The sequence below is a fragment of the Pseudoalteromonas sp. S8-8 genome, assembly GCF_000497875.1.
GTDB classification, from domain to species: domain Bacteria; phylum Pseudomonadota; class Gammaproteobacteria; order Enterobacterales; family Alteromonadaceae; genus Pseudoalteromonas; species Pseudoalteromonas arctica.
Genome location: NZ_AUTR01000025.1, coordinates 31,544 through 45,041 on the forward strand (window position 1 = coordinate 31,544; position 13,498 = coordinate 45,041).

Here is a 13,498-nt window from a genome sequence, read left to right on the forward strand (position 1 = left end):
AAAAATGGCCTAAAATTTTAGGCCATCTGGATTGAATATATACTCAGCCAATTCTAATTAAAAAGAAGCTGTAAAACTGATGTATGGGCTACGTCCTGAAGTATCATAACCAACACCTAGAGGGATGTTAGTATTTGAGAAAGAACCATTTGGATCTACTTTTGGTGGAGCTTCATTAAATACGTTACGTACACCAAAGTTCACTTTATAAGCATCGTTAGACCAAGTCATACCGATGTTATGTACAAAGTAGTCATCAGTGAAACCAACAGGGCGACATTTAAGTGGAGCACCATTTGCGTCAGTTAAACCACGACAACCTGCAGTACCTTCTTCGAATTCACCTAAATCATCTTCATCTTCACGACCTTTACCGATGAAACGCGTTTCCCAGTTAAATCTAAAATCAGAATATTTAAGTTGTAAGCGTGCTGTACCGCGCCATTCTGGTGAATCTGGCTCACCCATATTGTCATCAATAGTACCAAGTACATCAAAAACTTGCTCTGTCATACGCGTAGCTTGAAGGTCTAGTGTAATACCTAAGTTTTCTTCTGCAATTACCGTATCTGTTTCAAAGTAGATATTGTAATCAAAACCTTTAGATGAGATTAAACCAATATTGATAAAGCTAGCATCAACTAAATCAATTTGACCATTTTCGTCACGCCCTATACGGCTACAAAAAGCATCATTACCATCTGCAGAATAACACTGACCAATACTGTAGAAAGCACTTGGCTCTGCAATACTATTTGTTACTTCAATATCAAAACGAGTTAATGACATTGTTAAATCAAATGCATCAGTGAACGGTTGTTCAAAGATAAAACCGTATGTTTTAGCTACTGATGTTTCAGCACTAAGCTCAGTTGTACCGCCAGTTTCAATCTCAGCGCTGTAAGTAGCAGTATATGAATCAGTCCCACCTTGACCTAAGCCAAGAGTAGTTGGATCAATACCTGATGCTTGACAAGCGTTTAATACCGCTGTATCGCGTGTTTCTTCAGCTGCATTATATGTAGCTGCTGAACCTGGGTTCAAAGGGTCGATATTACGAGCATCTTCCGGAACAACACATGGATCGGCAACTGTATTAAAACCAGACGTACCGTTTAAGAAACGTTCACGTAAGTTTGGCGCTCTATAAGAAGTACCTTTTGTAGCACGAAGAGTAAACCAATCAACAGGACGGTAGATAGTTTTAAGGCTATAAGTTGATTCAGCATCGTAGAAAGATTCTTCAGAAACACGGCCAGAAGCTGTAAATGTAAGTTCTTCAGCACCTTTTACTCCTTTAAGTAAAGGGAAGTCAACTTCTGTAAATATTTCTTTTAGATTACGAGAGCCATCAGCGCCTTGGTCAGCAAAGTAGCCCCATAGTAAGCCTTGTGATGCTGCTGCATTAGGATTTGATTCAATCTCATCACGACGATATTCAATACCAACGATACCTGCAACAGTTTCGTTATTCCATGGTAGTGCGAAGAAGTCACCACCCATGAATGCATTAAAAACAAACTGGTTTACTTTAGTTTCGATGTCGCGGTCAATAAATAAATAGGCCGCTTCTTCAGGTGAAAGCGTACCGCCACCTTCTTGGTAAATACTGTCTGCAAATAAATTAACAGGAACACATCCATCAGAACCGGTACCACAGGTAACAGTACCATCATCATTAAGAACAGCAGTTTCTAAAGAGTTAATTAAGCGCTCTTCATCAATACCAACACGGTGGTCAGTACCTTTAGATGCGCTGTACGATACAGAAGCGTCGTAGTACCAATTGTCTAAACCAATGTTTTCGAACATACCAAGATTACCAGTAACACCGGTAACTAAACGATATTGTGATACTTCAACCTCAGTTTGATCACGGTCACCACGAATGTTGATGATTGGCTGAACGGCTTCTGGTCCACCAGGGCCCACACCTAACACGCCAAAACAGTCAATACCGTTTGTACCACAAGGGTTATACGGGTTTGACGCCACTACTTGTTGGAATATTTGTGCACCAGGGCTAAAAATTGGTGATTTACGACTCGCATATAAACCTTCATAGTAGAAAGTTGTGTCGTTATCGTCTTGGAAGTTGTATTCACCATTAAGCATTAATGAAATACGTTCATTTTTACTTCTGTAATCACCGCTTTTGTAGTAATCAGATTGTTGGAAAGCGTATAGAGGGTCTTGGAAATCAACGTCACGGAAACCATCGCCGTTTCCATCAACAAATACACCATCGTTTATACCGTCACCATCGAAATCGCCAGCTACCCATGAAGGTAAAAATCCTTCAAGACTTGATGGTACAGTTGATTCGCTGAAGTTTGGAATACCAGTGTTTGTAAAGTTAGGAGTGTAATAAACACTACCAAAGAAAGAAGGTACGCTAATACGATTTGTTAGAGGGAAAATGTCACATGAATCTTCACCACTCGCTACAGGACCATAGCCACTGTTTCTCGTCACGATACTGCCATCTTCAGCTTCCCAAATACGCTCTTCACATCCTTTAACAAAAGGGTTACCAGATAAAGATTGAGATTTTTGTTCTGAATATTCAACGCCTACAGTGATAAAACCATTATCCATGGTTTTGCCCCACATGCCCGAAAGTACAGTTTCTTCACCGCCTTCACCTTTAGGTTGACGATAAGATGCATCAAAAATAAAACCTTCAACATCTTTTTTCAATATTACGTTAGCTACACCAGCTACCGCATCAGAACCATAAACGGTTGATGCGCCATCAAATAAATTCTCTACACGCTCAATCATTACGCCAGGTATTAAATTCAAATCAGGGGATGTTGGTGCACCACCAACGCCAGCAGGAGCCATTCTTCGGCCATTAATAAGTACAAGAGTTCGCTCAGCACCTAAACCACGAAATCCGATAGTTGCAGCGCCGGGACCGTTATCTAGTACAAAACCACCAAATGTATTATCTATTTGAGCACCAGCCGCTTGGCTGGTCGATTGAAGCATTGAGCCTGCATCAAATAAACCCATTTCACGAGATAAGTCGCCATTGATAATTTGAATTGGTGATGCATTTGAAAATTCAGCTTTTCTTATACGTGAGCCTGTTACAACTATTCGTTCAGGTGCTTCTTCTTCTAATTCTACGTCTGAATTCAAGTCATTTTCTTGAGCTAGCGCGTTAGGCGCTAAGGCTACAGAGCCTAGCAATAAAGAGTATCTTATTGCATTTGATAGAGCTTTAGTTTTAAACATATGTAAATCCCTGAGATATTATTGTTATTTAAGCTATAAAGTTACAGAGTAAGGTCATAGCGGCACAATAAATTTACATTAAAGAAACAAAATAGTAAATACAGTTAACGACTAGCTATTGCTAAGGGGGGGGGGATTGATGTTTTTTTGACGGAAAAGTATAGTTTTTCAGATGATTTTTATTTTAATCTATTGTTTATTATATGATTTTATTGTTTGTAAATGGATGTGAACAGATGTAATCGGTGTTTGCTTAAAAAATAGGCTCAGCTTGACCTTCTAGGAATGAGAATAGGAGCTAATAGGGTACTTTGTACTTCTTCACCACGTATCAGTTTTAATAAGTTCTCTACGAGCATTTGCCCTGCAACAGTGGTGTTTTGCTCTATCGTCGTCAGCGGTGGGTTTACATAACTAGCAATGGCTATGTTATCAAAGCCGACTACCGCAACATCTTTTGGCACGTTAATATTTGCTTCTTTAAGCGCACGTATAGCGCCAATAGCAATTAAGTCGCTTGCAGCAAATAAGGCGTTAAATTTAATATTATTAGCGATAAGAGAACGAGTGGCGTGATAACCTGATTCTTCGGTAGATATAGCGTTAGCCATTTTACGCTCGTTAATTTTTACGTTGTTAGCCAGTAGCTCATCTTTAAAGCCCTGAAAACGACTAAAGAATTCAGGGCTATGATCAGATGCATCACCAATAAAAGCGCAATCAGTTCTGCTGTGAGCAATAAAGTGCTCAGCGGCGAGCTTACCGCCACCGTAGTTATCACAACAAACAGTTAAATCTGGGCGATTATCAACCGTTGCACCCCAACAAACAAACTTAGTGTTTTGTTCAAGTAAGGTGTTAAATTTTGGTTGGTAATCAATGTAATCGCCATAACCGAGTAAAATAATACCATCGGCTCTGTGGCTATCTTCATAGTCTGCTTGCCAATCAGCACTGGCCGATTGAAATGATACTAATAAATCGTAACCTTCTTTAGCGCAAGCACGGGTAATGCTGCCAAGCATGGCTAAAAAGAAAGGATTAATTTGTGATTCATCAGAAGTAGGGTCTTCGAAAAGAAGTAATGCAAGTGTGCTGCTTTGTTGTGTACGCAAGTTGCTGGCATTTTTATCAACTTTATAATTAAGCTTTTTAGCTATATCGAAAACACGCTTACGTGTTTCTTCATTAACAAGATGGCTGTTACGTAAAGCGCGAGATACAGTTGATTGAGATACCCCTGCATAGTGGGCAATATCAAATGAGGTGGCTTTACCTTTCATTGTTACAACTTAATTAATTTGATAAATAATTGTGTCATTTTCGTTTATTAATGAATAATTTCAAGCTTTTTGTGAATTAACGTATATTTTTATTGATAAACGGCTGACACCGGTGTCATAATATAAATGTTTTATCATTTTGTTGTCAAAACGTATTCGCTGTTTATATATTTTATAGGCAGCATTTTTTACTGTGATAGCTACTTTGAGGTGATAGCTCAAAGTATAAATAACAATGGTATACCATTGTAAAATAATAAGCACGAGTCGCTTAACAAAAGAGATAATACTATGAGCCTAAACTCTTCTGCCCAATTTGATCCCATCTTAGTTGCTGATGTTGGCGGCACTAATGCCCGCTTTGCTTTAATAACGGCTTTTAATGAACATACTAACCAATTTGTAATAGAGCACATTAATATTTTTCCTAGTGCTAATTTTGGTTCACTTGAAAGTGCGCTTGAGCAATATTTACAAACAGTCTCGCATATTATACCTAAACGCGCATGTTTAGCCGTTGCAGGTCCAATAAAAGCTGGGCAGGTACATTTAACCAATTTAGGTTGGCATTTTAGTGTTAGTGAATTTAAAACTCATTTTGATTTACAGCAACTAGAAGTCATTAATGATTTTGCTGCCTTTGCATATGCGGCTCCTTACTTAGATCCTAAGCAAAATGTCATTGTTAAATCAGGCCAAGCTGATGACAATGCTAACATTGGTGTTATAGGTCCAGGTACTGGTTTTGGTGCCGCGTGCTTAGTTAGAACGTCGCAATCTACCGCTGTTTTAAGTTCAGAAGGGGGGCATATATCGCTTGCACCAGTTAATGAACTCGATACTTTACTATTAAATGAGTTACGTAAAGATCATCCCCATGTTTCTATCGAAACTGTATTTTCAGGCCCTGGCATAACGCATTTATACAAAGCGATGTCTGCGGTTAAGGGGGTAACAGCTAAAAATTTAGATGCTGCGCAAATAAGTAGTCTAGCAAATAGCGGTGAATGTGCTGTGTGCGATGCAACGCTTAATCAATTTTGTGATTGGATCGGCAGTGTAGCTGGCGATCTAGCCGTTGTTTACGGTGCTTTAGGCGGACTATTTATTGGCGGTGGAATACTGCCTCGTATGCAAGCAAGACTTCTAGAGAGTCGTTTTGTTGAACGATTTTCACAAAAGGGTATTATGTCGCAATACGCAGGGCAAATTCCTGTAATACTTGTAACACAAGATAATATTCCACTAATTGGTGCCGCAGCGTGTTTGCACAACAGCAAATAAGGAGCTTTCCTTGTTCGCATTTGGAAAAATAGAGTGATGAAAAAAGTAACAATAAACAGTGTGGCAAGTCATGCTGGTGTTTCTAAAAAAACCGTATCACGCGTTTTAAATAACGAGCCTAATGTTAGTGCTGCAACCCGAGAAAAGGTGCTTGCGGTATTTAAAGAACTCGATTACACCCCAAATCCAATTGCACGAGGCCTTGCACAAAATCGTAGCTTTATTATTGGGTGTCTTTACGATAACCCAAGTAAAAGCTACATTACTCGCGTGCAAACGGGTGCTTTAGAAGCATGCAAAGAAAATAACTATAATTTATTGATACATCCTTGTGAGTTTCGTGGTGAAGCCCTTATAAATAATATTGAGCAATTACTACAGACTTCTCGATTAGATGGCATTGTACTAACACCTCCTTTTGGTGATTTTGCAGAGCTTGTTACTTTTTTAAAATCTAAAAAAATTCCTTACGCAAGGGTTGCGTCAGCTTTACTTCAAGATGATTCTATTTCAGTTCGTAGTAATGATGAGCAAGGCGCATTTGAAATTACTGAACATCTAATTAGTCTTGGGCATAAATCTATAGCGTTTATTAAAGGACACCCAGATCACAGTGCCACGCAACAACGCTTTAAAGGCTACAGGCGTTCACTTGCAAGCCATGGAATAGAGTTTGATGAGCGCTTAGTAGAGGAGGGTAACTTTAGTTATCACTCAGGTGTAGATAGTGCACGCAGTATTTTAGATTTATCTCCTAGGCCAACAGCTGTATTTGCATCAAACGATTACATGGCGGCAGCGGTATTAAAATTAGCTACCCAGCGCCAATTAAAAGTGCCTGATGACATTTCAATAGCCGGCTTTGATAATGCACCCATTGCACGTCATATTTGGCCTGGTTTAACGACTATTGCACAGCCTGTTGAAGAAATGACTAAACAAGCCGTAACTCAACTTATTTCACACATAGCTCAACCGCAAGAACAGCCGTATCAGGTAACGCTTGAGTCACGCTTGATTACACGCGAGTCTACCTCTGCGATAAAATAGTGAGTTAAAAACACTTTCACAGTAGCCCGAATATGAGTGACGCTTATTCGGGCTTTTTTTTGCTCTGAACTTGCTAAAATATACTTTGTGCCTAAAAATCAATTAGGTCATTATTCGGTCATGTTAAAATATTAAAATATTAAACTATTTTTGTTACCCGGGGTTGACACCGGTGTCATTGCTATGCGTTAATACAGTGACACCGGTGTCAGGGCTGTTGTGAGAGGCTCCCTGGTAGCGTACCTTTGAACGGGTAAATCAAAGATGCTCAGTACAGTTATTTACGTGGAGTCTGTAGTTGCTACTGAGCCTTTATCCTCTAACTAATAGAGATGAGTTAAATTATGTTACATCCTCGTATTCAAGAAGTTACCCAGCGCGTTATCGAACGCAGTAAAAATACCCGTCAAGATTATTTAGAACGTATTTCGCACGCAAAAAAACAAACAAGAGTTCGTGCCGGTTTAGGTTGCGGAAATATAGCCCATGTTATGGCTGCATGTAGCAGTGATGACAAAGCGCGCTTAAAGGCTGATGAGCAGCCAAATCTTGCTATTATCAACTCATATAACGATATGTTATCGGCTCATGTGCCATACAAAGATTACCCAGATTTAATTAAAGACATTGCTACTAAATACGATGCTACAGCACAAGTTGCTGGTGGCGTTCCTGCAATGTGTGATGGTGTTACGCAAGGGCGTGACGGCATGGAACTTTCGCTTTTTTCTCGTGATGTAATTGCTATGTCTACGGCAATATCGCTTTCACACGATGTGTTTGATGGCGTTTTTTGTTTAGGCGTTTGCGACAAAATCGTCCCGGGTTTATTAATTGGTGCATTGTCGTTTGGTCATTTACCTGTGTTCTTTTTACCAGCAGGTCCAATGCAATCAGGTATTCCTAATAAAGAAAAAGCACGTATTCGTCAAAAATTTGCACAAGGTCTAGTAAGTCGCGAAGACTTATTAGAGGCTGAAAGCGCGTCTTACCACAGCGCAGGTACTTGTACGTTCTACGGTACTGCAAACTCAAACCAAATGTTAATGGAAATAATGGGCTTACACCTTCCAGGTAGTTCGTTTATTAATCCTTACACTGAGCTTCGCGATGGTCTTACAGGTAATGCTGTAGAAACTATGCTTAAGCAGCTTACAGATGATAAAGAAAGCCCGTGTTTGGCCGATGTGATCAGCGAAAAAACGATTATAAACGGTTTAGTAGGTCTTCTTTCTACAGGTGGTTCTACTAACCATGCAATTCATATTGTTGCGATAGCAAAAGCGGCGGGCATTCAGGTTACGTGGAAAGATATGTCTGATTTATCAGAAGTTGTACCACTACTTACACGTATTTACCCTAATGGCTCTGCAGATGTAAATCACTTCCAAGCAGCTGGCGGTATGGGTTTCTTAATGCGAGAGCTAGCAAGCGCTGGTTACTTACACACAGACGTTAAAACAATGCTAGGCGATGGTTTAGCACCTTACATGACAGAGCCTCGTTTGGATAAAGACGATAGCCTGATCATGAGCAACTCAACCGGGCCAACTAAAGTTAAATGGGTAGATTGCCCAGCAAACTCACACGATGAAGAAGTACTTCGCCCAGTGAGTAACCCTTTTAGTAAGCAAGGTGGTCTGCAACTTCTAACGGGTAACTTGGGTAAAGCTGTTATTAAAGTGTCAGCTGTTGCTATCGAACATCAGGTTGTTACTGCTCCTGCAAAAGTATTTAGCTCACAAAGTGCTCTGCAAGATGCATACACGCGTGGCGAATTAAACCAAGACTTTATTGCCGTGCTAAAAGAGCAAGGCCCTAAAGCGAAAGGTATGCCAGAGCTACATAAATTAACGCCAGTAATGGCAACGCTTCAAGATGAAGGCTTTAAAGTAGCCATTGTTACTGACGGTCGTATGTCGGGTGCATCAGGTAAAGTACCAGCTGCTATTCACTTAGCACCAGAGGCAGTAGAAGGCGGCATTATTGCTAAAATCCGAGAAGGTGATTTAGTGACACTTGATGCGCCAAACGGAATATTAAAAGTACACGTTAGCGACGAAGAACTTGCTAAACGTGAAGCAGAACTTAGCCTGCCAAGTGCAACATTTGGTACAGGTCGCGAATTATTTACTGGATTTAGAAATATCGTAAGCAGTGCCGATTTAGGCGCGAGTGCTTTTGGACTTGAATAAATATTAGCCATACTGGGTAATGAGGAACAAGTAATGAGTATTGAAAAAATCTTAGCATCGGCACCCGTAGTGCCAGTGGTTGTAATCGAAAAATTAGAAGATGCAGCACCACTTGCAAGAGCGTTATATAACGGTGGCTTAAAAGCCTTAGAAATAACACTACGTACACCTATTGCTGCAGAAGCTGTAAAGCTGATGAAAGCAGAAGTACCTGAAGCCTATGTAGGTACTGGTACGGTAGTAGATAAAGCAAGTTTTGATCTTTCGGTTGCCGCTGGTGCAGATTTTATGGTGAGTCCAGGTGTGAGCGATGAGCTTATTGCTTTGGCTAAAACATCAGATATACCATTTTTACCAGGCGCTGCAACTGCAAGTGAAGTTATGCAACTTGCGTCGCATGGTTTTACGTATTTAAAATTCTTCCCTGCAGAAGCTGCAGGCGGAACAGCAATGCTTAAATCAATCGGTGGCCCATTACCACATATTACTTTTTGCCCAACTGGCGGCATTAGCCTAGCAACTGCACCGAACTATTTAGCGCTTAACAACGTTATTTGTGTTGGTGGTACGTGGATGCTAGATAAACAACTAATTGAAAATAAAGACTGGCAAGCAATTGAAGCGCTTGCTCGCCAAGCAAGTGAACTTAAATAGGAGTCTAAAATGATTAATGTAGCAATTAACGGTTACGGCCGTATCGGTAGAAATGTTTTACGTGCACTTTATGAGTCAGCTCAAAACAGCGAAATTAAAATTGTAGCAATTAACGATTTAGCACCTGCTAACGTTAATGCCCATTTAACGCAGTATGACTCAGTTCATGGTCAATTTTCTAAAAAAGTAACACTTGAAAATAACACCATGTTAATTGACGATGACGTAATTACGTTAACGCAAGAACGCGACCCTGCAAATTTACCGTGGAAAGCACTAAACGTAGATATCGTTTTAGAATGTACTGGTTTTTTCACTAAACGTGATGACGCTGCTAAGCATATTACAGCGGGTGCTAAAAAAGTAATCGTTTCTGCTCCAGGTAAAGATATGGATGCAACCGTGGTTCATGGTGTAAACAGCGATGTAATTAACGCTGATAGCCAAATCATCTCAAATGCATCGTGTACTACTAACTGTTTAGCACCACTTGCAAAAGCAATTAACGACACCGTAGGTATTGAAAAGGGGAGTATGACAACGATTCATTCTTATACGAATGATCAAAACCTATCTGACGTATACCACCCAGATCTATACCGTGCTCGTAGTGCGACTCAATCTATGATCCCAACTAAAACAGGTGCTGCGGCAGCTGTTGGTTTAGTATTACCAGAACTTGCTGGTAAATTAGACGGCATGTCGGTACGTGTACCAACAATCAACGTATCTTTAGTTGATTTTACGTTTATTACTAAGCGCGATACGACTGCAGAAGAAATCAATGCAATCATGAAAGAAGCGTCAACGGGTTCAATGAAAGATATTTTACAATATAATGAGCTTCCGCTTGTTTCTATCGACTTTAACCATAACCCAGCGTCATCTATCTTTGATGCAACGCAAACTAAAGCCGATGGCAATCTAGTTAAAGTAATGGCTTGGTACGACAACGAATGGGGTTTCTCAAACCGTATGTTAGACCAAGTTAAAGCATTAGGTGCGTTTTTATAATACAGCCCTAATGATGTAAAGTTTTAGCTTTATCCAACCAAGCCACGCATTGCGTGGCTTTTTTGCGTTTGGTTTATCTGTATATTTGCAACTCAGACTATGGAAGGAACTATTTGTATTTTTTATACCCTAAATTTTGTTAATATGTGGGTGTGTAAATCAATGGAATTTCGTTGTATTTAATCAACTCAACGAAGCAAGGAATAATAAAAATGATCAGAGCTTTATTACGAAAGGTATTTCGCACAAATCATCTTCAGATAGGTGAGGGCAACATAAGTGGCTACATAGCCTGCTTTTTAGCAATACTGAGTTGCTTAGGCGTATTAGCGTTTCACTTTCCTGAATACTTAACCACACCAGAACTACGCAAAAGCTACAGTGTCGACTTTTTACGTCAGCTTATGTTTGCATCATTATTGGTCTCGGGCAGTTTAGGGCTACTTAACTTTGTACGTAATACCAATAAACGCTTAGGAGCTACAGCGTGGTTTTTTATTGTTCTGGCAATTATGTTTGGCGGACCAAACGTTGAGGTAAATGAGTTTGCTAGCGACACACCTTACATAGGGCTAGATTGGTTTATTTTAGATTTACTCGGCTCAACACTCATATTTATTGTTATTGAAAAGCTGCTACCCCATCGAAAAGAGCAAAAAATATTACGTAGCGAATGGCGAGGCGATTTAAACCACTTTTTCGTAAACCATTTAATTATTGGTTTTGTGTTACTCGTTACTAACCACTTTGTGCATTATGGTTTTGGCTGGGCTGTATCATCTACAGTACAAGGTTATATAGAGCAAACACCATTTGTAGTGCAGTTGTTTTTAATAATACTCGTGGCCGATTTAATGCAGTATTGGGTGCATCGTGCTTATCACGAAGTCCCTTTATTATGGCGCTTTCATGGCGTACATCACAGTGCTAAAGAAATGGATTGGCTAGCGGGATCTCGCCAACATATTCTTGAAATACTTGTAACTCGCAGCTTAGTGCTCACACCCATATTTGTACTTGGATTTTCACAGCAAATAATTAGTTTATACGTAATAATAGTGGGTTTACAGGCTGTGTTTAACCATGCAAATGTACGTGTGAAATTTGGTTGGCTAAAATATTTTATGGTTACACCGCAGTTTCACCATTGGCATCATGCGTCAGATAAAGCCGCAATTGACCGCAATTACGCTGCGCATTTTTCATTTTTAGACTACGCGTTTGGTACTGCTGTTAAAGGCCAAAAAGAGTGGCCACAAGCGTATGGTGTAGTCGGGGATTACATGCCGGTAGGTATGCTTAAACAACAGGTTTACCCATTTAAGCGCACTAAATGAGCTCGCCTAATTGAATAAACATAAACTAAAAAAGTAGCAACGTGCTACGCGTTGCTCTTTTTTATGACTCTACTCAATTATATGTTTAGCTCTTCTAATAACTCAGTAAATGTAGGTCTTTGATTTAATGAAGGTTGCATAGCACACTTTGCTATATCGGACATTTCACCAAATAGCTCACTTTGCCTATCATCGCCGGTTACCGTGCCTAATAAGTCTTCAATTAAACAGCCCAGAGCTCTTACTTCTATCCACTCTAGTTGTTTTTGTTGATACTTACTTAGCTTCGTTAAATTAGTTGCAGCACCAAAATCACCAAACAGAACATCATGGTTTTGGTTAACCATAGTGTTATGCGTATAAATGTCGCCGTGACTTACTTTACGAACATGTAAGTGATGCAGTGTACTTACCATTTGCTGTGCAATTTTTAAAATAGCTTGAGTTGAGTAATGGCAATCATTATTAAAGGTATCACGCGTACAGGTTTCAAGGCTTGGGGGCAGGCCTAAATTAGCGAAGCTTTTATCTATTAGCTCCATCACTAAACCTAACTGATCACTTTGTTCAATGTAGGCAAGTACTTTAATTAAATTAGCGTGATCGCCTGCTTGTAAGCAGCAATTTACTTCATCAAGCGGGTAGCCGTCGCTGGTAATTGCACCTTTAAATAATTTAATCGCTACAGCGCTATTAGCAGCTTGTGCTAAATGAATAACGCCCGATGCACCTTGGCCAATAACATGACTAAGCGTGTAATCGTCAAGAGGCTTATTTTCTAAGCTGCACTTTGTAAGGCACTGGGCTTTATTAAAATCGTTACCGGCAAACGCAAGCCAAGCAAGTTTAGGCAGTTCAAACAGCCAGTCGTCTACGTGTGTTAAGTTATTAGCGGAGAGCCTAACAAGCTCGAGGTTTTTACACTGCGCCATGCTACTTGGCAGTTGCTTAAGTTGATTGCCCGCAAGCGCGAGCTTTTTAAGCTGGGTGTAATTACCAAAGTCTTCAGGCAATTCGCTTAACGTATTATCGGTGAGTATTAGCCACTCAATATTTTTTGGCAGGCTGTTTAAAGCAAATTCAGAAATTTGGTTACCTTTAAACGCGACCATAATTAAAGCAGGGCATTTAGCGAGCACTTTAGGAATATGCTTAAACTGGTTAAACGATAAAAATACACGCTTCAAGTGTGTTAAACAGGCAAATTCATCAGGTAGTGTTGATAAGTTATTATTTGATAAATCGAGAACTTCAAGCGTGTCAGCTAAGCTAAAGATTTCTTCAGGAAATGTCGTTAGCTCTTCTACTAATTGCAGGTGAGTAGCACCAACAAGTTTGCCACTTTTAAGCTCTTTAAGGGAGTTCATATTTATACCATGTTCTAAAAATGAAAAAGCCAACATAGCTGTTGGCTTAAAGTCGTTCTAACTTACTAAAT

General features: G+C 39.8%; 9 protein-coding genes. 6 read left to right on the forward strand and 3 right to left on the reverse strand.

Features of this window, described 5'->3' with window-relative positions:
• Nucleotides 1-57: 57 nt before the first annotated feature.
• Entirely contained in the window at nucleotides 58-3,243 is a 3,186-nt protein-coding gene (locus tag L659_RS0107390) for a TonB-dependent receptor (protein ID WP_024590105.1), read from the reverse strand.
• A gap of 266 nt (nucleotides 3,244-3,509) precedes the next feature.
• Complete coding sequence (locus tag L659_RS0107395; protein ID WP_007582612.1) at nucleotides 3,510-4,526, reverse strand: LacI family DNA-binding transcriptional regulator; 1,017 nt, start codon at nucleotides 4,524-4,526, stop codon at nucleotides 3,510-3,512.
• Between the two features lie 291 nt (nucleotides 4,527-4,817).
• Here L659_RS0107395 and glk point away from each other — a divergent pair, with 291 nt between their 5' ends.
• From glk to L659_RS0107430, 6 genes are all read left to right on the forward strand, one after another.
• Nucleotides 4,818-5,810: a glucokinase gene (gene glk / locus L659_RS0107405; RefSeq protein WP_007582615.1), complete on the forward strand. Its 993-nt coding sequence runs from the start codon at nucleotides 4,818-4,820 to the stop codon at nucleotides 5,808-5,810.
• Nucleotides 5,811-5,846: 36 nt separating this feature from the next.
• Nucleotides 5,847-6,860, forward strand: coding sequence for a LacI family DNA-binding transcriptional regulator (locus L659_RS0107410; protein ID WP_007582617.1), 1,014 nt, complete (start codon nucleotides 5,847-5,849; stop codon nucleotides 6,858-6,860).
• 344 nt (nucleotides 6,861-7,204) lie between these two features.
• A complete protein-coding gene (gene edd / locus L659_RS0107415; protein ID WP_007582619.1) occupies nucleotides 7,205-9,055 on the forward strand; it encodes a phosphogluconate dehydratase in 1,851 nt (616 codons plus the stop codon).
• A gap of 33 nt (nucleotides 9,056-9,088) precedes the next feature.
• A complete protein-coding gene (gene eda, locus L659_RS0107420) occupies nucleotides 9,089-9,709 on the forward strand; it encodes a bifunctional 4-hydroxy-2-oxoglutarate aldolase/2-dehydro-3-deoxy-phosphogluconate aldolase (RefSeq protein WP_024590106.1) in 621 nt (206 codons plus the stop codon).
• Between the two features lie 9 nt (nucleotides 9,710-9,718).
• Nucleotides 9,719-10,723: a type I glyceraldehyde-3-phosphate dehydrogenase gene (gene gap / locus L659_RS0107425; RefSeq protein WP_007582622.1), complete on the forward strand. Its 1,005-nt coding sequence runs from the start codon at nucleotides 9,719-9,721 to the stop codon at nucleotides 10,721-10,723.
• Nucleotides 10,724-10,935: 212 nt separating this feature from the next.
• On the forward strand, nucleotides 10,936-12,060 hold the full coding sequence (locus L659_RS0107430; protein WP_024590107.1) for a sterol desaturase family protein: 1,125 nt from the start codon (nucleotides 10,936-10,938) through the stop codon (nucleotides 12,058-12,060).
• 77 nt (nucleotides 12,061-12,137) lie between these two features.
• On the opposite strand, the gene L659_RS0107435 is transcribed toward L659_RS0107430, so the two are convergent.
• Nucleotides 12,138-13,463: a leucine-rich repeat-containing protein kinase family protein gene (locus tag L659_RS0107435; protein WP_081709145.1), complete on the reverse strand. Its 1,326-nt coding sequence runs from the start codon at nucleotides 13,461-13,463 to the stop codon at nucleotides 12,138-12,140.
• Nucleotides 13,464-13,498: the final 35 nt, after the last annotated feature.